This is a genomic window from Pantoea sp. RSPAM1 (genome assembly GCF_038816185.1).
Lineage (GTDB): Bacteria > Pseudomonadota > Gammaproteobacteria > Enterobacterales > Enterobacteriaceae > Pantoea > Pantoea ananatis.
The window spans coordinates 1299718-1322335 of sequence record NZ_CP046137.1; the positions used below are offsets into that span (position 1 = coordinate 1299718).

Annotated in this window: 20 protein-coding genes, 6 tRNA genes and 2 other RNA genes; 11 read left to right on the forward strand and 17 right to left on the reverse strand. The window is 52.9% G+C overall.

Features of this window, described 5'->3' with window-relative positions:
- Positions 1–84 precede the first annotated feature (84 nt).
- The 3 genes from cysM (at position 85) to GKC68_RS06710 (ending at position 3175) form a co-directional block, all read left to right on the forward strand.
- On the forward strand, positions 85–966 hold the full coding sequence (gene cysM, locus GKC68_RS06700; protein ID WP_028725107.1) for a cysteine synthase CysM: 882 nt from the start codon (positions 85–87) through the stop codon (positions 964–966).
- A gap of 179 nt (positions 967–1145) precedes the next feature.
- Complete coding sequence (locus GKC68_RS06705) at positions 1146–1826, forward strand: response regulator transcription factor (RefSeq protein WP_013026644.1); 681 nt, start codon at positions 1146–1148, stop codon at positions 1824–1826.
- On the forward strand, positions 1823–3175 hold the full coding sequence (locus tag GKC68_RS06710) for an ATP-binding protein (protein ID WP_058706614.1): 1353 nt from the start codon (positions 1823–1825) through the stop codon (positions 3173–3175). Before GKC68_RS06705 ends, GKC68_RS06710 begins: the two co-directional genes overlap by 4 nt.
- A 48-nt stretch (positions 3176–3223) precedes the next feature.
- Here the strand turns inward: GKC68_RS06710 and crr are convergent, their stop codons facing one another.
- The 5 genes from crr to cysZ form a co-directional block, all read right to left on the reverse strand.
- Positions 3224–3724, reverse strand: a complete 501-nt coding sequence (gene crr / locus GKC68_RS06715; protein ID WP_013026642.1) for a PTS glucose transporter subunit IIA — start codon at positions 3722–3724, stop codon at positions 3224–3226.
- 42 nt (positions 3725–3766) lie between these two features.
- Positions 3767–5494, reverse strand: coding sequence for a phosphoenolpyruvate-protein phosphotransferase PtsI (ptsI, locus tag GKC68_RS06720; protein WP_028725105.1), 1728 nt, complete (start codon positions 5492–5494; stop codon positions 3767–3769).
- Positions 5495–5654: 160 nt separating this feature from the next.
- Positions 5655–5912, reverse strand: coding sequence for a phosphocarrier protein Hpr (gene ptsH / locus GKC68_RS06725; protein WP_003848868.1), 258 nt, complete (start codon positions 5910–5912; stop codon positions 5655–5657).
- Positions 5913–6300: 388 nt separating this feature from the next.
- Entirely contained in the window at positions 6301–7269 is a 969-nt protein-coding gene (cysK, locus tag GKC68_RS06730) for a cysteine synthase A (protein WP_028725104.1), read from the reverse strand.
- A 145-nt stretch (positions 7270–7414) separates the two neighbouring features.
- Positions 7415–8176: a sulfate transporter CysZ gene (gene cysZ, locus GKC68_RS06735; protein ID WP_342656690.1), complete on the reverse strand. Its 762-nt coding sequence runs from the start codon at positions 8174–8176 to the stop codon at positions 7415–7417.
- A gap of 218 nt (positions 8177–8394) precedes the next feature.
- Here cysZ and zipA point away from each other — a divergent pair, with 218 nt between their 5' ends.
- The 3 genes from zipA (at position 8395) to GKC68_RS06750 (ending at position 11698) form a co-directional block, all read left to right on the forward strand.
- Entirely contained in the window at positions 8395–9393 is a 999-nt protein-coding gene (gene zipA / locus GKC68_RS06740) for a cell division protein ZipA (RefSeq protein ID WP_342656691.1), read from the forward strand.
- Between the two features lie 66 nt (positions 9394–9459).
- Entirely contained in the window at positions 9460–11478 is a 2019-nt protein-coding gene (ligA, locus tag GKC68_RS06745; protein WP_342656692.1) for an NAD-dependent DNA ligase LigA, read from the forward strand.
- A gap of 1 nt (position 11479) precedes the next feature.
- Positions 11480–11698 carry a DUF3820 family protein gene (locus GKC68_RS06750; RefSeq protein WP_058706617.1) on the forward strand — a complete coding sequence of 73 codons (219 nt, stop codon included), beginning with the start codon at positions 11480–11482 and terminating at the stop codon, positions 11696–11698.
- A gap of 55 nt (positions 11699–11753) precedes the next feature.
- On the opposite strand, the gene GKC68_RS06755 is transcribed toward GKC68_RS06750, so the two are convergent.
- Positions 11754–12761 (reverse strand): bile acid:sodium symporter family protein, encoded by a 1008-nt coding sequence (locus tag GKC68_RS06755; protein WP_028725099.1) that lies wholly within the window; start codon positions 12759–12761, stop codon positions 11754–11756.
- 95 nt (positions 12762–12856) lie between these two features.
- Here GKC68_RS06755 and GKC68_RS06760 point away from each other — a divergent pair, with 95 nt between their 5' ends.
- Positions 12857–13777, forward strand: coding sequence for a LysR family transcriptional regulator (locus GKC68_RS06760; RefSeq protein WP_028725098.1), 921 nt, complete (start codon positions 12857–12859; stop codon positions 13775–13777).
- Here the strand turns inward: GKC68_RS06760 and GKC68_RS06765 are convergent.
- The 7 genes from GKC68_RS06765 to GKC68_RS06795 all read right to left on the reverse strand — a co-directional run bounded on the left by GKC68_RS06765 (position 13774) and on the right by GKC68_RS06795 (position 15038).
- Positions 13774–14127, reverse strand: coding sequence for a FlxA-like family protein (locus tag GKC68_RS06765; RefSeq protein ID WP_028725097.1), 354 nt, complete (start codon positions 14125–14127; stop codon positions 13774–13776). The genes GKC68_RS06760 and GKC68_RS06765 overlap by 4 nt on opposite strands.
- A gap of 179 nt (positions 14128–14306) precedes the next feature.
- A non-coding RNA gene (locus tag GKC68_RS06770) (RtT sRNA) lies at positions 14307–14436 on the reverse strand.
- Positions 14437–14479: 43 nt separating this feature from the next.
- Positions 14480–14611, reverse strand: a non-coding RNA gene (locus GKC68_RS06775) — RtT sRNA.
- 31 nt (positions 14612–14642) lie between these two features.
- Positions 14643–14718, reverse strand: a tRNA-Lys gene (locus tag GKC68_RS06780).
- A gap of 4 nt (positions 14719–14722) precedes the next feature.
- A tRNA-Val gene (locus tag GKC68_RS06785) sits at positions 14723–14798 on the reverse strand.
- Positions 14799–14839: 41 nt separating this feature from the next.
- Positions 14840–14915, reverse strand: a tRNA-Val gene (locus GKC68_RS06790).
- A gap of 47 nt (positions 14916–14962) precedes the next feature.
- Positions 14963–15038 (reverse strand) — tRNA-Val (locus GKC68_RS06795).
- Between the two features lie 270 nt (positions 15039–15308).
- Between GKC68_RS06795 and gltX the strand changes: the two genes are divergently transcribed.
- Positions 15309–16727: a glutamate--tRNA ligase gene (gltX, locus tag GKC68_RS06800; RefSeq protein WP_047715335.1), complete on the forward strand. Its 1419-nt coding sequence runs from the start codon at positions 15309–15311 to the stop codon at positions 16725–16727.
- 135 nt (positions 16728–16862) lie between these two features.
- Here the strand turns inward: gltX and GKC68_RS06805 are convergent, their stop codons facing one another.
- Positions 16863–17216: a YfeC-like transcriptional regulator gene (locus tag GKC68_RS06805; RefSeq protein ID WP_047715334.1), complete on the reverse strand. Its 354-nt coding sequence runs from the start codon at positions 17214–17216 to the stop codon at positions 16863–16865.
- 112 nt (positions 17217–17328) lie between these two features.
- Positions 17329–18117, reverse strand: coding sequence for a formate/nitrite transporter family protein (locus GKC68_RS06810; protein WP_028725094.1), 789 nt, complete (start codon positions 18115–18117; stop codon positions 17329–17331).
- Positions 18118–18476: 359 nt separating this feature from the next.
- Between GKC68_RS06810 and GKC68_RS06815 the strand changes: the two genes are divergently transcribed.
- Positions 18477–18552: transfer RNA gene (locus GKC68_RS06815), tRNA-Ala, on the forward strand.
- 46 nt (positions 18553–18598) lie between these two features.
- Positions 18599–18674, forward strand: a tRNA-Ala gene (locus GKC68_RS06820).
- 141 nt (positions 18675–18815) lie between these two features.
- Here GKC68_RS06820 and GKC68_RS06825 read toward each other — a convergent pair.
- Together GKC68_RS06825 and GKC68_RS06830 are read right to left on the reverse strand one after the other, a co-directional pair.
- The gene (locus GKC68_RS06825) at positions 18816–19577 is read right to left on the reverse strand and encodes a nucleotidyltransferase domain-containing protein (protein WP_221611627.1); all 762 of its coding nucleotides are present in this window, start codon (positions 19575–19577) and stop codon (positions 18816–18818) included.
- Between the two features lie 226 nt (positions 19578–19803).
- Positions 19804–20994 (reverse strand): NupC/NupG family nucleoside CNT transporter, encoded by a 1191-nt coding sequence (locus tag GKC68_RS06830; RefSeq protein ID WP_013026628.1) that lies wholly within the window; start codon positions 20992–20994, stop codon positions 19804–19806.
- Between the two features lie 361 nt (positions 20995–21355).
- Between GKC68_RS06830 and GKC68_RS06835 the strand changes: the two genes are divergently transcribed.
- On the forward strand, positions 21356–22597 hold the full coding sequence (locus tag GKC68_RS06835) for an Nramp family divalent metal transporter (protein WP_013026627.1): 1242 nt from the start codon (positions 21356–21358) through the stop codon (positions 22595–22597).
- Positions 22598–22618: the final 21 nt, after the last annotated feature.

Below are 22618 nucleotides of genomic sequence, written 5' to 3' on the forward strand. Positions count from 1 at the left end.
CCGCCTTTTTAATGACCTGAATACCGCGATAACCCGGGCTGTGGCCTGGATCAGGGCGGAGAGGGTTTTGCCAGGAAATGCATCGTGACCACTCTGGAAGACACTATCGGCAATACGCCGCTCATCAGATTACAGCGCCTGGCGCCTGACAACGGCAGTGAAGTCTGGCTTAAGCTGGAAGGGAATAACCCTGCCGGTTCAGTGAAAGATCGGGCCGCCTGGTCGATGATCCACCAGGCCGAGTTGCGCGGTGACATTACTCCGGGCGACCAGTTGATCGAAGCCACCAGTGGCAACACCGGCATTGCGCTGGCGATGATTGCCGCGATGAAGGGTTATCGGCTGCGGCTGCTGATGCCCGACAACATGAGTCAGGAGCGGCAGGATGCGATGCGCGCCTACGGCGCAGAACTGGTGCTGATTAGCCGCGAGCAGGGGATGGAAGGCGCACGCGATCGGGCTCAGGAGATGGCGGCACGGGGCGAAGGCAGGGTACTGGACCAGTTCAATAACCCGGATAACCCGCTCGGCCATTACCAAACCACCGGGCCTGAGCTGTGGCAGCAGTCGAAACAGCGAATGACCCACTTTGTTTCCAGCATGGGTACCACGGGAACCATTACTGGCGTAGGCCGGTTTTTAAAGGATCACCAGACCGGCGTTAAGGTGATTGGCCTGCAGCCTACCGAAGGCAGCAGCATTCCCGGCATCCGCCGCTGGCCGCAGGCTTACATGCCGGGCATTTATCGCCCTGAGTTGGTGGATGACATCATTGATATGGGACAGCAGGAAGCCGAAGAAACCATGCGCGCGTTAGCGCGACGTGAAGGCATCTTCTGCGGCGTCAGTTCCGGCGGTTCGGTTGCTGGCGCACTGCGCATCGCCCGGGCGAATCCGGGGAGCGTGGTGGTGGCTATCGTCTGCGACCGGGGCGATCGCTATCTCTCAACCGGAATTTATCAGTAGCGTCCTCCTTATTACCGATGCGTTAAAAAAGGCGTGTGTTGCCCACCAGGGCGCATAAGCCTTTTTTGTTTACCGGAGTTGGCACTATGCTTAGTCGCATCTGTAAGGATCGCGTAAAACCGGCTGCGCATTACGTTGGCTCGGTTCAAAATAGCGCCAGTTACGCATGAGAGATAACAATGAAAATCTTGCTGGTAGATGACGACGTAGAGTTAGGCACCATGTTAAGCCAATACCTGATAACAGAAGGTTTTGACGCTCAGCTGGTGTTAACCGGCAGTGCCGGGGTTCAGGGAGCGCTGTCGGGGGAGTTTAGCGCCATGATACTGGACATTATGTTGCCCGATATGAGCGGCACCGACGTGCTGCGTCAGGTTCGTCAGCAAAGCCGCCTGCCGGTAATTATGCTGACCGCCAAAGGCGATAATATTGATCGGGTCATCGGGCTGGAAATGGGCGCGGATGACTATATGCCCAAACCCTGTTATCCCCGCGAGCTGGTTGCACGTTTGCGCGCGGTCCTGCGACGGGTTGAGGAGCTTGCACCCCAGCAGGACAAAAAAGAGATACTGCAGTGGGGCGAGCTCACCCTTAATTCTGCCAGGCGGATTACGGAGTGGAAGGGCAAAACGTTTGACCTGACCGCCTCAGAATTTAACCTGCTCGATTTGCTGCTGCGTTCACCCGACCGGGTAGTGACGAAAGACGAACTGTCAGAAAAAGGTCTGGGCCGACCGCGCGAAGCTTACGATCGCAGCGTGGATGTTCACATCAGTAATATTCGTCAGAAGCTCAGTGCGCTCACGGCAGAGAGCATTACGATTGAGACCGTTCGCAGCATTGGCTATCGCATTCGATGAGTCACAGCTATCGCGGACGCATGTTCTGGAAAATCCTGCTGGGCTTTTGGCTGGTATTTTTCATCATTAGCCAGCTTATCTGGCTGGGGTTTTCACTTTCCGGAACCCGCCACCATCCGCCTGAACTCCAGGTAACACAGCGTCTGGCGGATGTGTTAATGGCATCAGCCACGTCCGTGCTGGAACGTGAAGGGCCAGCCGCACTCAAGGTGATGACAGCAGAGTGGACGCCTGAGGAACGCCAGTTCCTGAGCATGAGTCCTGTTGATGACCTTCAGCCCGCCGTCAGCGCGCCGCCGCCGGTTTCCGATACCACTGATAGAGCGTTTTTCCCCGATCGGCTGGTGCGTCAGGTAAAGGGTGCAGACGGCAACGATTATGAACTGATGTATGACCTCAGAGGAATGCGTAAACTGAGTCGGGAAGGGCGACCACACAACTTTCTGAACATACCCGAACCCATGTTTATTTTTGCTGGTTCGGTAGGGCTGCTGTTCAGTTTGCTGTTGGCCTGGAACCTGACCCGGCCGATGCGACAGCTGCGCGAAGGGTTTTCGCGCGTGGCTAATGGGGATTTACGCGTCCGGCTTTACCCGGCGCTGCGTAAACGCCACGATGAGCTGTCGAGCGTGGCTCAGGCATTCGATGCGATGGTAGAACGGCTGGATACGCTGGTGAAGGCGCGTGAGGCGCTGCTTCACGATATCTCTCACGAACTGCGCTCACCGCTCGCTCGCCTGCAGTTGGCCACCGGGCTGGCACGTCAAAGGCCAGAGAATGTCAGTACTTCACTGGATCGCATTGACGAAGAAGCGCAACGGCTTGATAAGATGATTGGCGAGCTGTTGGCTCTGGCGCGTGCAGAACACGAAAGCATGCCGGGAGAACACTATTTTGACCTTGCGGGATTGCTGGAGGCGGTAGTGACAGACTTGCGTTATGAAGCGCAGATCCCTGGTGTGGATGTCGTGTATGACGTTGATGAGCGCGCCGATCATACGGTGCGAGGCAATGCGGAACTGTGCCGCCGTGGCATTGAAAACGTATTACGCAATGCCCTGCGCTTCTCGCTGCCGGGACAACGTATTCATGTGAGCCTGAAGGTGGAATCGCAGTGGCTGGCTATTCACGTACGTGACCAGGGGCCGGGTGTGGAAGAAACCAAACTTTCCAGCATCTTTGACCCGTTTGTACGCGTGAATTCGCCGCTGATGGGCAAAGGTTACGGGCTGGGTTTGGCTATCGTACGTAAAGTGGTGTTGGCGCATCATGGGGAAGTGCACGCCGTCAATAGACCGGAAGGCGGGCTGGAGCTCACGCTGCGTTTGCCGCGCTGGCAGCCGGATTAACGCGGAAAACGAGCAAAAAAAACGGCACCCTCAGGTGCCGTTTTTCGTTTACTTCCTGATGCGAATCACAGGGGTTTCACCCACAATGACCTGACCAGAAAGCTTCGTCAGATCTTTGATTTCATCCATGTTGGAGATGACAACAGGCGTCAACGTTGATTTTGCTTTCTCTTCCAGCAGTGCCAGATCGAACTCAATAACCACGTCGCCTTTTTTAACCTTCTGACCTTCTTCAGCGATACGTTTGAAGCCTTCGCCTTTCAGTTCAACGGTATCAATACCGAAGTGAACAAAAAGCTCAATGCCGTTATCTGATTCGATTGAAAAGGCGTGGTTGGTTTCGAAAATCTTGCCGATAGTCCCGTCAACCGGCGCAACCATTTTGTTGCCGCTTGGTTTGATCGCAATACCGTCACCCACGATTTTTTCTGCAAACACCACATCTGGTACGTCTTCAATGTTCACGATTTCGCCTGACAGAGGCGCTACGATATCAATTGTCCCAGCGCTATCTGTTTTTTCGCCAAAAAGTTTAGAAAACAAACCCATGATCTTCTCCTAAGCAGTAATTTGGGGCCAGCATCTCGTGGATCAGCAGAGCGTTTTTTCTTTAATGAACTTGTTGACCAGGTTCATTAAGTCTTCCGCCGTAGGTTGAGCCAGTGCCTGCTCTGCCAACGCCTTCGCATCTTCGAAATGTGTATTACGAATAATTTTCTTGATGCCAGGGATAGAAATGGCACTCATGCTGAATTCGTCCAGCCCCATTCCCAGTAACAGTAGTGTAGCACGTTCGTCACCTGCCAGCTCACCACACATGCCAGTCCATTTACCTTCAGCATGAGACGCATCAATAACTTGCTTGATGAGGTTCAGCACTGACGGTGTCATTGGGTTATACAGGTGCGAAATCAAATCATTACCACGATCTACTGCGAGAGTATACTGCGTCAAATCGTTTGTCCCAATGCTAAAGAAGTCGACTTCTTTCGCCAGGTGACGGGCAATCACGGCTGAGGCAGGCGTTTCGACCATAATGCCGACTTCGATTGACTCATCAAACGCTTTGCCTTCTTCGCGTAACTGCGCTTTAAGCATCTCCAGCTCGGCTTTCAGACTGCGGACTTCTTCGACCGAAATAATCATCGGGAACATGATGCGCAGCTTACCGAATGAGGAGGCACGCAGAATAGCGCGCAGCTGTGCATGCAGAATTTCTTTACGATCCATCGCAATACGGATGGCGCGCCAGCCCAGGAACGGGTTCTCTTCCTTCGGCAGGTTCATGTAAGGCAGGTCTTTATCACCGCCAATGTCCATGGTACGCACGATAACGGCCTGCGAGCCCATCGCTTCAGCAACGGCTTTGTAAGCCTGGAACTGCTCTTCTTCAGTCGGCAGCGAATCGCGATCCATAAACAGGAACTCGGTGCGATACAACCCGACACCTTCAGCGCCGTTACGCTCTGCACCGGCGATATCACGCACGGTGCCGATATTGGCGCAGACTTCAACCTGATGACCATCCAGGGTTACCGCGGGCAGATCTTTCAGCTTGGCCAGTTCATGTTTTTCGGACAGATACTGGTTCTGAACCGCTTTCAGCTCTTCCTGAACGGCGTCAGACGGATTGACGTGAATCGCATTGTTCACGCCATCCAGAATGATGAAGTCACCGTTCTTAATGGAGGTGGTCACGTTACCTGTGCCGACGATCGCTGGAATTTCTAACGAACGCGCCATGATGGACGTGTGCGACGTGCGACCGCCAAGGTCAGTAATAAAGCCCAGCACCTTTTTCAGGTTTAGCTGTGCGGTCTCTGACGGCGTTAAATCTTTCGCCACCAGAATAGATTCGTCCTGGATTGCACTCAGATCGACAATATGCAGACCTAAAATATTTTGCAGCAGGCGTTTACCGATGTCGCGCACGTCCGCCGCACGCTCTTTCAGGTATTCATCATCCAGTTCTTCCAGCGCTTTAGCCTGAGCGTCAATCACGGAATTCACCGCGGCATCGGCAGTTGCGTGATCTTTTTTGATCAGGTCGGTAATTTCCTGCTCCAGCTCTTCGTCTTCCAGCAACATGATGTGGCCTTCGAAGATCGCTGCTTTTTCTTCACCCAGGGATTCGCTGGCTTTAATGCGAATGGCTTCCAGCTGTTCAGCCGCTTTGCCGCGGCCCTGAAGAAAGCGCTGAATCTCCTGCTCAACCTGATCATCTGAAATCTTTTTATGGTTGATGACGATCTCGTCTTCTTTCAGCAGCAGAGCTTTGCCGAAAGCGATACCTGGTGATGCTAAAATGCCTGAAATCATAACCCTACCTTTTAATCACGATGGCTGACTGGACTCGTTGCATTGCCATAGTCGTGGGACACGTACTCTACGAAAGCAATAACGCGGACAGTTTGTCCGCGATCAAGATGTTGCACGCAATGGCGCAGAAGAGTCGTTTTAAAGCGGTGCAGAAAGGACGTTACTCCAGTTCCGCCATCAGCTTAACTAAATGCTCTACGGCTTTTTGCTCATCTTCACCTTCCGCAGAAAGGGTCACAACGGTGCCCTGGGTCAGACCCAGCGTCTGCAGCTTAAACAGGCTTTTAGCGCTGGCAGATTTACCATTGGAGGTGACAGTGATTTCTGACTGGAAGGCTTTAGCTTCTTTGACAAATTGCGCAGCAGGGCGAGTATGCAGTCCGTTTGGTGCGGTAATGGTAACTTCTTGCTGGAACATTCTATTTCCCCAACTTTTTCAGGATTAGTGTTATGGATCTAAAGTCTAGCCTGGAGCCCTAACTTTAGCCTGTGAAGGTGCGCGGGTATACATCTTACTGTCTAACAATGCGCTTGAATGAGTCTTTCATTCCCGCTGAGTGTCAAAAAGCGATTTGAGCACGTCACCGGTTAATTATGCCGTGATTTGCCCTTTCACTAAATCTGAATCTTGACTCAGCTTGATCCACTTCAAAGGAGGATTAATTTCAGGCTTCGAAATAATTGGCAGTCTAAATACCAGAGCCACGTGAGTGAAATCAATCTGCGACATGGTGAAAGTGAGATCTGGGCCACAAAAAAGCACCCATCCGGGTGCTTTTTAGGCAATTATCCGCACCCTGTTCGGGCTATTGCAGCTCTTTTTCGGTAAAGAGATCGGCAAACAGGGCGGTGCTGAGATAGCGCTCGCCGGAAGAGGGGAGAATCACGACGATATTTTTATTGGCGTAAGCTTCATCTTCCTGCAGCTTCAACGCGGCGGCAACGGCGGCACCAGATGAAATACCGGCCAGGATACCTTCTTCTTCCATCAGACGACGTGCAGTGGAGATGGCTTCTTCGTTGGTGATAGCCACTGCCAGGTCAATCAGCGACAGTTCCAGGTTGCCTGGAATAAAGCCAGCACCGATCCCCTGAATCTTGTGGGGGCCGGGTTTCAATTCTTCGCCCGCCATGGCCTGGGCAATGACCGGTGAGTCGGCTGGCTCAACCGCAACCGTGATCAATTCTTTTTTGCCTTTGGTGTTTTTTATGTAACGACTTACCCCGGTCAGGGTACCGCCGGTACCCACACCGGCGATGAACACGTCCACTTCGCCATCCGTATCTTCCCAGATTTCCGGGCCGGTGGTCTTTTCATGAATTTCCGGGTTAGCCGGGTTGCTGAACTGCTGCAGCAGCAGGAATTTGTCGGGATCGCTGGCAACAATCTCTTCAGCTTTTGAGATGGCACCTTTCATGCCTTTTGCGCCTTCGGTCAGCACCAGATTTGCGCCTAACGCTTTCAGCAGCTTGCGCCGCTCAACAGACATGGTATCCGGCATGGTGAGCGTCAGTTTATAGCCGCGTGCCGCCGCTACGTAGGCCAGTGCGATGCCGGTGTTGCCGCTCGTCGGCTCAACAAGTTCAATGCCAGGCTTAAGAATACCGCGCTTTTCCGCGTCCCAAATCATATTGGCACCGATACGGCATTTCACACTGAAGCTCGGGTTACGGGACTCGACCTTCGCAAGGATGCGGCCGTTACCGATGCGGTTCAGTCGAACCAGCGGCGTATGACCAATTGTCAAAGAGTTGTCTTCATAAATCTTGCTCATAGCCTGTCCTTAACTGTATGAATTATTGGGAACCCTCAGAGCATACCTGTTCTTCTTTCTGGCGGAAGGAAAGAAATCATATATCTATATGTCTCATGGCAATAAGACCTGCCAGAAATTGCATAAGGATAGTTGATGATTTAGCTCAGGTGCCACGAGCAAGCTTTGCGCGATAACGATCGACCCACATTGCCGTTGCGCCACAAACTGCTACTGGCATGATGGCCAGATTAACGACCGGAATCATTGTAAACAGGCTGACCAGCGCACCAAACTGCAAGTTTGCCGTCTTGTGCTGACGCAGCGCCTGGCGCATCTGCTGAAAACCCACCTTATGATTATCGAAAGGATAGTCACAGTACTGAATCGATAACATCCACGCGCTGAACATAAACCATAAAACGGGCGCGACGGTCTGCCCAAAGCCCGGAATAAAGTAGAGCAGCAGTAAGCCCAGCGCGCGTGGCAGGTAGTAGCCCAGCTTCTGCAATTCGCGTTTCATAATGCGGGGAACATCTTTGAGCAGGCCTACCCAGCCGCTGTTAGGCAGCGGTTTGCCGGTCAGGCGCGCTTCCAGTTGTTCGGCCAGTAGCCCACAAAAGGGGGCGGCAATCAGGTTGGCAAGGGTGGAAAAGAAGTAACTGAACACCAGTACCACGGAAATCACCGACAGCGGCCACAGCAAATAGCTCAGCCACTGTAGCCAGTCGGGAACGTGGGACATCAACTGCGGGATCCAGCTATCAAGCTGGTAAAAAAGCCATACGAAAGCCCCGCCCAGCAGAAGGATGTTGACCAGTAAAGGGATAATCACAAAGCGTCGAATACCGGGCAATCTGACCAGCTTCCAGCCCTCGCTGAAGTAATGCAAACCGTTAAAAGCGGAAACCGAATTGTTGACAACCATAAAGCCCGTTCTCCTGAAGATGGTAAGGCGCCTCTACTATAACCTGGCTTTTTCACCTCTCCAGGTGCCGTTTGGGTAAAAAAACAGCGAAAAAGCGTGGGTGGTCTATCTTATTTGTGAGAAAATACTGCACAGACTTGCACTTATCTGGCAGGGCAAATACAGTTAGAGAATAAAGTTTGCCGCGGTGGCAAGGTATTGGAACAACAGAGAATACAATGATGCAGGATTTGCGTCTGATATTAATCGTTGTTGGCGCGATCGCCATTATAGCGCTTCTTATTCACGGACTGTGGACCAGCCGTAAAGAGCGCTCTTCAGTCTTCCGCGATCGCCCGCACAAACGTTTGAAACAACGTGATGAACATGATGATGAGACGCTTACCGACGACGTTGATGACGGCGTGGGTCAAGTGCGTGTGCGCCATGCCCGCGACCATCAGGAACCTCACTTCGATGATATTCGCGATACGCAGCCAGACGAGCAGCACGCGCCTGTAACGCCACAGCGTGCACGCCAGCCTGCCACATCAGCGCCGGAAAGCGATCCCCTGTTTGCGCCAGCACCCAAGCCTGAACCCGCACAGCCGCGGCCAGCGCCTGCACGTCAGCAGCCCGCGCCTCAGCCAACCTTTGTTGCGCCACCGGTACAGGCAGATCCTCTGCTGGATTCTGACCCGCTGGATACCGTTCAGCCCAATCCCGTTTATCAGGCCGAGCCTGAACCCGCGCCTGAGGTCGTCAGCCCGCCGCCACCTAAGCAACCTGAAGCGTGCCCTGTAGCCAGCAGCAAGCCGAAAGAAGCGGTGCTGGTTCTGCATGTCGCCGCCCATTCCGGTGGTCAGCTAAATGGTGAAGCCCTGTTACAGGGGATTTTGCAGGCCGGTTTTCAGTTTGGTGAAATGAATATTTTCCATCGTCACCTCAGCCCGGCGGGCAGCGGCCCTGTGCTGTTTAGCCTGGCCAATATGGTGAAACCGGGCTCGTTCAATCCGGATGAAATGACTGATTTCACCACGCCCGGTGTGTCCATCTTCATGATGGTGCCGTCCTATGGCGATGCGAATCAAAACTTTAAGCTGATGCTACAGTCCGCACAGCGTATTGCGGACGATGTGGGCGGTGTGGTTCTCGATGATGAGCGCCGTATGATGACGCCACAAAAACTGGAAACCTACAAAGCGCGTATCCGCGATGTGGTTGAATCCCGGGACTAATCCACACTTTTCAATTTGTTATGATAAACCCCCGCCTGTCGGGGGTTTTTTATCTGATGGGGTTATATGAAATCCGTCCAGGAACACATCACCGAACTGCGCACGACGCTGCGCCATCATGAATACCTTTATCACGTTATGGACGCACCGGAAGTACCGGATGTGGAATACGATCGCCTCATGGGCGAACTGCGGGAACTCGAAGCGCAGCATCCTGACCTGATTACGCCGGATTCCCCTACGCAGCGCGTCGGTGCCGCACCGTTGATGGTGTTTGAGCAGGTTCGCCATGAAGTGCCGATGTTGTCACTGGATAATGCCTTTGACGAAGCCAGCTTCAGAGCGTTTAACAAGCGCGTGCAGGATCGGCTAAAAAGCAGCGACGATCTGGTCTACTGCTGTGAGCTCAAACTGGATGGCCTGGCCGTGAGCCTGTTGTATGAAGACGGACTGTTAACCCGTGCGGCAACCCGCGGTGACGGCACGACCGGCGAGAATATTACAAGCAACGTGCGCACAATCCGCGCGATCCCACTGCGGCTCAAAGGCGAGAACATTCCTGCCCGCGTCGAAGTGCGGGGCGAGGTGTTTATGACGCAAAGCGGCTTTGAAAAGCTGAATGCGGAAGCGCGCCGCACCGAAGGTAAAGTCTTCGCCAATCCGCGCAACGCTGCGGCGGGTTCACTGCGCCAGCTCGATCCTCGTATTACGGCAAAACGCCCACTCACATTTTTCTGTTATGGCATTGGCCTGCTGGAAGGTGGCGAGATGCCACGCAGCCATATGGCGCGTCTACAACAGTTTAAAGCGTGGGGCTTGCCAGTCAGCGATCGTATTCGTCTGGTCCATAACGCGGATGAAGCGCTGGCCTTTTATCACGAGGTTGACGCGCAGCGTGCAGAACTGGGATTTGACATCGACGGCGTCGTGATCAAAGTCGATTCTCAGGATCTGCAGGAGAAGCTGGGCTTTGTCGCCCGTGCACCGCGTTGGGCGGTGGCCTTTAAGTTTGCCGCTCAGGAACAGATGACCGTCGTGCGCGACGTTGAATTCCAGGTGGGCCGCACTGGCGCGATTACACCTGTGGCGCGCCTGGAGCCGGTGCAGGTGGCTGGCGTGATGGTCAGCAATGCGACCTTGCATAATGCCGATGAGATAGCACGTCTTGGTTTACGTATTGGCGATAAAGTTGTGATTCGCCGTGCTGGTGACGTGATTCCTCAGGTGGTCAATGTCGTCACCAGTGAACGGCCTGAGGACGCCCGTGAGATCGTTTTCCCCGCGCAGTGCCCGGTCTGCGGTTCTGATGTCGAACGTGTCGAGGGCGAAGCCGTCACCCGGTGTACAGGTGGTTTGATCTGCGGCGCACAACGCAAAGAAGCGCTGAAGCATTTTGTCTCACGCCGCGCCATGGACGTCGACGGGATGGGCGATAAGATTATCGATCAACTGGTCGAGAAAGAGTACGTTAAAACTCCGGCCGATTTGTTCCGGCTTAACCGTGAAACCTTAACCGGGCTGGATCGCATGGGCGCGAAGTCAGCGCAGAACGTGGTCGACGCTCTGGAGAAAGCCAAGTCCACGACGCTGGCGCGTTTCCTGTATGCGCTCGGTATTCGCGAGGTTGGCGAAGCGACTGCGGCTAACCTCGCGAACCATTTTGGCGAGCTACAAAAGGTGATGGATGCCGATCTGGACGCGCTGATTGCAGTGCAGGATGTGGGCACCGTGGTGGCGACGCACGTACGTCACTTTATGGAAGAAGAGAGCAATCGCGACGTGATTCGCCAGCTGGTCGAAGACATTGGTATCAACTGGCCCCAGGTGGTGGTGGTTAAAGCGGAAGAGATTGACAGTCCGTTTGCAGGCAAAACCGTGGTGCTCACCGGCTCGCTGTCACAGATGAACCGTGACGATGCGAAAGCGCGCCTTACCGAACTCGGCGCGAAAGTCAGTGGAAGCGTATCGAAGAAAACCGATCTGCTAATCGCGGGCGAAGCGGCCGGTTCAAAACTGGCGAAGGCGCAGGAGCTGGGCATCGACGTGATTGATGAAGCTGAAATGATTCGACTGCTGGGAGCCTGACATGGACAAACAGTATCTGGTTGAGATAGCTAACACGGTCATGCCGTTTGGCAAATACAAAGGCCGGGTGCTGATTGATTTGCCTGAACCTTACCTGTTGTGGTTCGCCCGCAATGGCGACTTTCCTTCAGGACATTTAGGTGAGCTAATGCAACTGACGTTGACGATTAAAATTGAAGGGCTGGAAGGCCTGGTGAAGCCCCTGAAGCGCGGTGAATAATTACGCTGCCTCGTTATAGTGAGCATACGAGGCAGCAATTTCCTGTGCGTTTCGGTTACTTCTGCGATTCCACCGCAGCGGCTTTTTCTTTTTTAGCCTGTAACGCGTTGGTTTTCTTATAACGTCCGGCAATAAACGAACACACCATCAGCTGCACCTGATGAAAGATCATCAGTGGCAAGACGATAATGCCCACGGCACTGGCGGGGAACAGAATGTTCGCCATCGGCACGCCGTTTGCCAGACTCTTTTTGGAACCACAGAACAGGACAACGATCTCATCCTGACGGTTGAAGCCAAACAGGCGAGAGGCAAAGTAGTTAATTAGCAGAACGATAGTCAGCAGCAGTAGACATCCCGCCAGAATCCACAGCAGCGTATCAACGCCAACCCGTTTCCAGATGCCGTTTACCACCGCTTCACTAAAGGCGGAATAGACCACCAACAGAATAGACGTTTGATCCGTAATACCAATCAGGCTGCGGTGTCTTTCCACCCAACCACTGATCCAACGGCGCGACAGGTGACCTAACACAAAAGGCACCAACAGCTGCAGCATGATTTTACCCACCTGCTCCAGGCCATCGCCCGGCCCGTTACTGTTAACATCCATCACCAGATTCACCAGTAAAGGGGAGATGAAAACGCCCAGCAGGCTGGATGCCGAGGCGCTACAGACCGCGGCAGCAACGTTTCCGCCCGCCATTGAGGTAAAGGCAATGGCGGACTGCACAGTAGCAGGTAAGATGCACAGATAAAGGAAGCCAGTATAAATTTCTGGGCCGACCTTCACCGGATGCCACCAGACAATTAACAGGCCAATCGCCGGGAACAGGACAAATGTACTGCACATAATCCACAGGTGAAGCCGCCAGTGGCTGCTACCTGCGATGATTTTTTCTCGCGACAATTTAGCACCGTGCATAAAAAACAGCAGGGCAATCGCTGCGGTGGTGAGGTATTCGAAAAAGTCGACAAACCCGCCTCTTGCCGGGATAAAAGAGGCCAACAGTACAGTGATGATCAGCTTAATCATCATTGGGTCAATGCGTAAAAATCCCATCGTTACAATCCGGTTAAATTAAGTCTGGAGTGATTGTGCGCGATGTGGGTTTAGAAATAAAATTGATTTATTAGATTAATCTATGTGAGAAATCGATGAATTACTCTTTGCGTCAGCTTCGCACCTTTGTTGCTGTAGCGCACTACGGCGGTTTTAGTCAGGCAGGGCAGGCGATTGGCCTGAGCCAGTCGGCCGTAAGCCACAGCATCAAAGAGCTGGAGAATGAAATTGGCGTTCGCCTACTGGACCGGACGACGCGTGAAGTGGTGCTGACCGAGGCCGGACAGCAGCTGGCATCTCGCATGGAAAGGCTGCTGGAAGAGATAAATACCACGCTGCTTGATATTCGCAGCTATGGTGAACAGCGCAGTGGCACGGTGCGCATCGCGGCCAGTCAGACCATCTCTGCGCACCTGATGCCGCAGTGCCTTGCTGCCAGCCAGCATAGCTATCCGGACATAAAAATCATTTTGCACGATCGCGTTCAGCAGTGGGTTTTAGAAAGCGTCCGCAATGCTGAAGTGGATTTTGGCATCGTGATCGGACCGCTTAACGACACCGATTTTGACGGCTGCGCGATTCTGGATGAACCTTTTTTGCTGTTGTGTCGTGAGGACGATCCACTCGCAGACGTTGTTCAGGCAAACTGGTCGCTGTTAGATGGGCGAACGATGGTGCTGCAGGATTACGCTTCAGGCAGCCGGGTATTAATTGATGCGGCTTTACGCCAGCAAAATATCAACGTTAATGTCGTTCAGGAGATCGGCCATCCCGCGACGCTGTTTCCTATGGTCGATGCCGGCATTGGGATTAGCATTTTACCGGCGCTGGCGTTACCGCTTCCGGCAGGACGGGCGCTGACGGTGCGCCGTCTTTATCCGGAGATCAATCGCACCCTGACTTTAATTAAGCGTAAAAATCGCTCTTTAACGCCAGCGGCCGAAGCGATCTGGCAGGAGGTGCGTCAGCAGGCAAGATTGCTGACGCAACAACGCGAGTCCAGACCGGCGTTTTAGATATAGACATCGAGTTGATTGGTCTGCGTTGGACGGTTAACGCCATCTGCAGATGCAGTATTACCTTCTTTTTGTGCCTGCTTTGCTTCAGCTTTCTGTTGCTCTTTGCGTTGTAACTGCTGGATTTGCGCTTCTAAAACCTGGATCTGCGCCTTGATAACGTCTTGCTGCTTCTTTTTCTGTTCTGTCGTCAGCGTTTTGTCATCGCCCAGACTTTTCAGTTGATCGTTGAGACGAGAAATTTGCTTATTCAGGCTGGCGATTTGTGCAGCCGTATCTGATGAGGCGCTGGTGCTGTCTGACGTCGAGCCACTGCCGATGCTGGGGGTGCTGGTTGTAATAGTTGTCATTATGATCTCCTTGCAATTAGACGTATTAGGTTATCGGACGCTCGTGGAAAAGCTTCATGCCCCAGAATGTTAATTTTACGAAAAGATTTTTACAGTCTGGCGTCAGTTTGCGCAGCAGGAGAAAAATGAAGGGCGGTTTGCAGGCGTGTCTGAGGGACGACCATCCTGCACGTTTTACAGGGTGAGTGGCGCAGGATAGTCTTGTTTACTGGCCTCGCCCTGCGGGTGAGGCTGGCGCATCAGCCTGAATCGCATTGCGATTCAGTCGAACCTGCGGCAGGTTCTCATCCTGCACGTCAGATATCGGCGCGCAGAAACGAAAAAAGCGCCTGAAGGCGCTTTTTTTTAAATTTGGTGGGTCGTGCAGGATTGCCTCGGCCCGGTGGGCCTCGCCCTGCGGGTGATGCTGGCGCATCAGCCTGAATCGCTTTGCGATTCAGTCGAACCTGCGGCAGGTTCTCATCCCGCACGTTTTACGCACAGCAAAAAGGCGCCTTTAGGGCGCCTTTCAACATTGGTGGGTCGTGCAGGATTCGAACCTGCGACCAATTGATTAAAAGTCAACTGCTCTACCAACTGAGCTAACGACCCGAAGTGGTGGGTGATGACGGGTTCGAACCGCCGACCCCCTCCTTGTAAGGGAGATGCTCTACCAACTGAGCTAATCACCCACTTCGGTACTGCTTCACAAGAGTGTCATCTGACTAAGATATGGTGGGTGATGACGGGTTCGAACCGCCGACCCCCTCCTTGTAAGGGAGATGCTCTACCAACTGAGCTAATCACCCATATCTTATCTCTTGTCACTGCGGGCCACCTTAAACCTTCTTAAGAGTGGTGGGTGATGACGGGTTCGAACCGCCGACCCCCTCCTTGTAAGGGAGATGCTCTACCAACTGAGCTAATCACCCCCGCTGTGTGGAGTCGCATTATAGGGATAGTTGATTTTGAGTCAACGCTTTTTAAAACATAATTGTGCGTTCGGTTTAATTTTAAACATCCCGCAGGGATTTTATCCAATGTGCTGGTTTTCTTAGCAGAAATACAGGCTTTGCTGCCGCTCTGCTGTCTTGCATGCATTGAGGATTCATCATCAGATGCTAGAATATGCGCACTGTTTTCGCGTCTAACCCGTTTTTTGTCATCCAGACAACGAACCTGCGCATTTAAGGCAATACTGAATGAAAATCAAAACTCGCTTCGCGCCAAGCCCTACCGGCTTCTTACACGTAGGTGGCGCTCGTACTGCACTCTACTCATGGCTCTTTGCCCGTCATCATCAGGGCGAGTTTGTACTGCGCATTGAAGATACCGATCTTGAGCGTTCTACACCGGAAGCCATCGAAGCTATTATGGATGGGATGAACTGGCTGAGCCTGGACTGGGATGAAGGCCCTTATTACCAGACCAAACGCTTCGACCGCTACAATGCCGTCATTGATGAAATGCAGGAAGCGGGTACTGCCTATAAATGTTACTGCTCGAAAGAACGTCTTGAAGCGCTGCGTGAAACGCAGATGGCCAACGGCGAAAAACCCCGCTATGACGGCCGCTGCCGTGACAGCCATGAGCATCATGCCGCTGATGAGCCGCATGTAGTGCGCTTCCGTAATCCACAGGAAGGCTCTGTTATTTTTGACGATCAGATTCGCGGTCCGATTGAGTTCAGTAACCAGGAGCTGGACGATCTGATCATCCGCCGTACCGATGGCTCACCGACTTACAACTTCTGCGTCGTGGTGGATGACTGGGATATGGGCATCACCCACGTAGTGCGCGGTGAAGACCACATCAATAACACGCCGCGTCAGATCAATATCCTGAAGGCGATAGGCGCACAGGTACCGGTTTATGCCCACGTTTCGATGATTCTGGGTGACGACGGTAAGAAACTGTCTAAACGTCATGGTGCAGTAGGTGTGATGCAATACCGTGATGACGGCTATCTGCCAGAGGCGTTGCTTAACTATCTGGTACGTCTGGGCTGGTCACATGGCGATCAGGAAATTTTTTCTGTCAAAGAGATGACGGCGCTGTTTAGCCTGGATGCGGTCAGTAAATCGGCCAGTGCCTTTAATACCGAAAAACTGCAGTGGTTAAATCACCACTATATTAATACGCTGCCGCCCGAGTACGTGGCAACCCATCTGCAGTGGCATATTGAACAGCAGAACATTGATACCCGCACTGGCCCGGAACTGGCGAAGTTGGTGACCTTGCTGGGCGAGCGCTGCAAGACGCTGAAAGAGATGGCGGCATCCTGTCACTATTTCTATCAGGACTTTGCTGAGTTCGATGCCGATGCCGCGAAAAAGCATTTACGTCCAGTCGCGCGTCAGCCGCTGGAAGTGGTTCGCGACAAGCTGGCCGCCTTGACTGACTGGAATGCAGAAACGGTGCATCAGGCTATTCAGGAGAGCGCGGATGAGCTGGGTGTGGGCATGGGCAAAGTCGGCATGCCGCTGCGCGTCGCCGTCACTGGCGCAGGTCAGTCTCCCGGACTGGATGTAACGGTGGAAGCCATTGGCCGCAGCCGTAGCGTTGAGCGTATTGAAAAAGCACTGGCCTTTATTGCTGAGCGTGAAGCACAGAGCCAGTAACCGTTCTCTTACACGAGAGGCGGCTTGCGGCTGATGGCGTCAGAGCGCTTTCTGTCATTAACCGATGAAGACCAGGCTGCGGGACGTGATTGTCTGAGACGAAAAAAAACCGGAAGCATCGCGCTTCCGGTTTTTTTATTGTTCGTGAATGCCCAGTCGGTCAAGCACACCTTTTATCCCTTCCCGCAAAATCAACGCCGTGAGCTGCTCTTGCTCGTTCTGACTCATTTGCTGGACAGAACTTATCAATAACGCAGGTAATGAATTCGGTGGGGGAGTATAATTTGCCGTGGGTTCATTAAGGTTGCGCGTCGACTGAATGAAACTTTTTACGCGTTCATCAATATGAATCAGTCTTGCTTTTCCGCCCTGAACGCCGGGTTTTGGCGTAGTCGTCCAGTTCTCGCGTTTGATCCATTTGTTCACCGTCTGCCGACTGTAGCCCGTTTCGATTGCCAGTTCTTCCGGAGTTAGCCATTCCTTTTTCACGATGCTGTCCCTGTTCAATACATTAGCCATACATATTACAGCAAATCGTAACGCGTGAAAGTAACAGGAAACGAAATTGCCTTTTGTCTCTCAACAAAAGGCAGGGGATGGTTTATTGCGCAGTGCTTGGCTGCTCGGCTGCGGGACGGAAAGCGAGGAAGTAAGCCAGACCAACGAAAACGGCACCGCCGACGGCGTTACCTAAGAATACCGCCACGAAGTTAGGCAAATATTCAGCCCAGCTCATCTGTCCGGCAAAGATCGCAGCAGGAATAATGAACATATTCGCGACAACGTGCTGGAAACCAATCGCCACAAACGCCATGACAGGGAACCACATACCAAAAATCTTACCGACGACGTCTTTACTGGCAAAGGCCAGCCACACGGCAAGACATACCAGCCAGTTACAACCGATGCCAGAAATGAACGCATGCAGGAAATCGGCATGGACTTTAGCATTCGCAATCGCCAGGGTCTTTTTCAGGTAATCACCCTCGGTCATGGCCAGCATGTGTCCAAAGAACCAGGCAATAGCGATGCTGCCAAGGAAGTTGGCAATCGTTACCCAGAACCAGTTGCGCAATACGCTGTAGCCACTAATACGGCGTGCAAACCAGGCAACAGGCAACGTCATCATATTACCGGTTAACAGTTCGCCACCGGCCAGAATGGTCAGGATCAATCCCACCGGGAACACCGCAGCCCCTAAGAAGCCGCCAAATGAGCCCCAGTCAGCAGGGAGAGAGTTAATGACATGAACATCCAGCAAGAAACCTGTAGCAATAAAGGCACCTGCCATGAAGCCAAGAATGATTAAGGAGCTAATGGAAGCATGGCTTTTTGCCACGCCAGCCTGAATCGCCAGTTGGGCGATCTCTTTGGGTGTATGCAGCGACATATATTCTCTATTGATTTTGTATTGGAGCGAAAACGCCTGGTTGAAGAACGGTGCGCTGGAGAAAACCATGCAGCCGTATTAGATAGCGGGCTAAGTTTTACACGACATTACAGGGAAGACAAGATAATTCCTATAACATATTTAACCGTGAATTAACTTAACTGCCGATAAAAAGTTACTCTTCAATCAGGCTCCTTTCATGATGTTAACAAGGGTTGGAGAGAAACAAACGCACGTCATCACGCTGAGTTTGCCGTCTTTTTCAGCGATCAAACACAGAATGTGATTTTGCCGTTGACACTCCATGGGGGGTTGCATATTATGCCGTCCGTCGCTTAACACGACGGTTTTTTCGGTTCGGGGCTATAGCTCAGCTGGGAGAGCGCTTGCATGGCATGCAAGAGGTCAGCGGTTCGATCCCGCTTAGCTCCACCAAACTTCTTCCCAAAAGTTTGGTACTGAAAAAATGATTTCCAGATGTGGGGGTATAGCTCAGCTGGGAGAGCGCTTGCATGGCATGCAAGAGGTCAGCGGTTCGATCCCGCTTATCTCCACCAAATCTCTGGCTTCTCAGCCATCGTGATATTTCTCTACGCCAATCTATACAAGCTTATATAGCGTTCCTGTGCGACTTATCCTCTGTAACATTATCTTTCTGCAACACAGCAGGCGCTTCTCACCCGGTGTTATGCCTGAATTCAGCCTAATTGTTGCGTCAGCCATCGACGGAAGTCATTAAGTTGTAGAATAAACGCCTCAGCTGTCGCCCGTGGTGCCTGACTTTCTGCGAAAAAGAAGGCTATTGCCGCTTCACGCGCCGGATAACGCGCAACGAACCGCGCAACGTGCTCCTCAAGGCTGCGCGGCCAGTCCGTATCGCTATCTTTACGTAACATATTGGTGGCGCGAATCAGTTTTCTGGCGGCCGCGCGCTGAAGTGGCCGCTGTTGCCAGGGCTGGCTGGCACGGGACAGACGCGTAGCATACTCGCTCAGCACCTCTGTGACATCGCGGTTAATCGCCCACGCCAGCGCGCGGGATGGCCTGTAAAGCCCAAAAAGCACAGAGAGATCCTGGCCATAGAGACAGCGGCAATGGTGCTTCAGCCAGAATCCCCAGGAAAGGCTGTTCTCCGGCGCGCGGGCCTCATCGAGCGTGCCGATATCAAAATCGACTTTACTGACTACCGGATGCTTTACGGCCAGCGCCTTTTTCAGAGCGGCCAGGCTGTTTTGCTGCGCCTGATCAGGTGAATGGCTGAATATCAGGCACAGGTCCAAATCAGATGCACCCTCAACGGCGTTTCCCGACGCTACGCTACCGTAAAGATAAACGCTGTGCAGGCTATCCTGATAGTCAGCGCTCAGGTGGGCCAGGGCATCGTCGATGACAGCCTGAAACGCGGGCTGAACGTCTGCAAAGGGCAGGGTAAGGATAAAACCCTGTGGATCCAGGCTCATAATGGCTCCTGCATAGCAAACACAGTGGACGACTGAACGATGCGGAGGTGCGTGATAAACCGCAAGATCTTCCGCTCAGCAGACAAGGGCAGTATTTATCAGGGCGACAGGTGGGGTCAACTTTCTTGCCAGGCACGCAGGTTCTGGCGGGCAAGGGGTTATGAATGGGATGGAGACAAAAAAAGGCGAGTCGTTTGACTCGCCTTAATGTTGGCAAAACGCGAACTCAGAATGCCAGTACCAGGCCTGCAATCGCCGCAGACAGCACACTGACCAGCGTTGAGCCGTACAGCAGTTTCAGACCGAAGCGTGAAACCACGTTACCTTGCTCCTCGTTGAGTCCCTTGATGGCGCCAGCGACGATGCCGATAGACGAGAAGTTGGCGAATGAGACTAAGAATACTGACAGGATGCCTTCCGCGTTCGGTGACAGCTGACCGGCAATTTTCTGCAGATCCATCATGGCCACAAACTCGTTGGAAACCAGTTTGGTTGCCATGATGCTGCCAACCTGCAGGGCTTCGCCTGATGGCACGCCCATCACCCACGCAAAGGGGTAGAAGACATAACCCAGCACGCCCTGGAAGGTCACGCCGAAGATGAAGTCAAACAGCGCGTTCAGGCCCGAAATCAGCGCGATAAAACCGATCAGCATGGCCGCAACGATGATGGCGACGCGGAAACCGGCAAGAATGTACTCGCCCAGCATTTCAAAGAAGCTCTGACCCTGATGCAGATCCTGCAGTTGCAGATCTTCTTCGCTGTCAACGCGGTAAGGGTTGATGAGCGACAGCACGATAAAGGTACTGAACATATTCAGCACCAGTGCGGCGACAACATACTTAGGCTGCAGCATGGTCATGTAAGCGCCCACGATAGACATGGAAACCGTCGACATCGCTGTGGCCGCCATGGTGTACATACGGCGTTGTGACATTTTGCCCAGAATATCTTTGTACGCGATAAAGTTCTCAGACTGTCCCAAAATCAGAGAGCTCACGGCGTTGAAAGATTCCAGTTTGCCCATGCCGTTGACCTTAGACAGCACGGTACCAATTCCACGGATGACCCATGGCAGGATGCGGAAGTGCTGAAGAATACCAATCAGGGCTGAGATGAACACGATGGGGCACAATACGTTCAGGAAGAAGAATGCCAGGCCTTTATCATTCATGTTACCAAACACGAAGTTAGTACCCTGAGCGGCATATTTCAGAAGATGATCGAAGAAACCGGCAAATCCTTTGACGAATCCCAGACCGGCTTCCGAGTTCAGGAAGAACCATGCCAGAACGATCTCGATAACCAGAAGCTGTACGATGTAGCGAACCCGAATACTTTTTCTGTCGTGGCTGACCAGCAGGGCCAGCACGCCAACGACCACTAGTGCTAAAAGAAACTGCAAAATATGGGACATGATTGCTCCAAATTTGAGGAGGATTGTATTTTGCTGCGTATTCTATGTAACGGCTTACCGAAAAACGAGATCTCCACCACAATATAAGTATTCAATATCGCCAATTTTCTCAGAATACTCTCACCGATCACGCCCTGTAACCAAATTGTTCACATCATATTCACTTAAACCTATTGTCTGTAATTTAAACAACACGTAGAGTAAGGGGATTGCGCCTGACCTTGACGCTTTCTGCACCTCCGATGTATAGCAATGGCTATACATTATAGCACTATCTATTACACTGATTATTAAAACCGCATTTCACTTGCGCCTGTGCCGCTTTAAGCTGCACAGGTAAACCAACGACAGGGTAGCCAATATGTTTGAAAGCCGTGCCGCCGAGCGCGCCGCTCGCGGAGCAAGAAAAGTGAAACTCGCCCTGTTGGGGCCCGCCTTTATCGCCGCTATCGGCTATATCGATCCGGGCAACTTTGCGACCAATATCCAGGCGGGTGCTGCTTACGGTTACCAGCTCCTTTGGGTCGTGGTATGGGCCAATATCATGGCGATGCTTATTCAGTTAATGTCAGCCAAATTGGGCATCGCGACGGGCAAAAACCTCGCGGAACACATCCGCGATCGCTTTCCCCGTCCGGCAGTGTGGTTCTATTGGGTGCAGGCGGAGATCATCGCGATGGCGACCGATCTCGCAGAATTTATCGGTGCAGCTCTGGGATTCAAACTGCTGTTGGGTGTGTCCCTGATGCAGGGCGCTGTGCTCACTGGCGTGGCCACCGTGCTTATTTTGATGCTGCAAAACCGGGGGCAAAAGCCGCTGGAGCTGGTGATTGGCGGCCTGTTGCTGTTTGTGGCGGCAGCGTACATTGTGGAGCTGTTTTTCTCCCAGCCCAAGGTCAGTGAACTGGTGACAGGCATGGCGCTGCCATCTCTGCCCAACGCGGATGCGGTCTTTCTTGCCGCGGGTGTGCTGGGCGCCACCATTATGCCGCACGTGATTTATCTGCATTCCGCATTAACCCAGGGAAAAAGCAGTGACAGTCAGGCCCGGCGCTATTCATCCACCAAGCTTGATGTCGCTATTGCCATGACCATTGCGGGATTTGTCAACCTGGCGATGATGGCCACGGCCGCTGCCGCCTTCCATTTTAGCGGCCACAGTGGGATTGCCGAGCTCGATCAGGCTTACACCACGTTGCAGCCGTTACTGGGCCACGCTGCCGCCACGGTGTTTGGCTTAAGCCTGGTCGCGGCGGGGCTGTCTTCTACCGTGGTGGGCACCCTGGCCGGGCAGGTGGTCATGCAGGGATTTATAAAATTCTATATTCCGCTGTGGGTGCGACGCGCAGTAACCATGGTGCCTTCATTTATTGTGATCTGGGCCGGCTGGGATCCTACGCGCGTGTTAGTCATGAGTCAGGTGTTGCTGAGCTTCGGTATCGCGCTGGCTCTCATTCCGCTGCTGGCCTTCACCGGCAACCGTGAGCTGATGGGCGAGGCATTGGTCAATTCGCGGCTGATGCAAAACACCGGCCGCGTCATCGTGGTGCTGGTGGTGAGTCTTAACGCCTATCTGCTGATCGGCCAGATGATGGGAATGTAATGCCGCTGCCTGACAACCCGT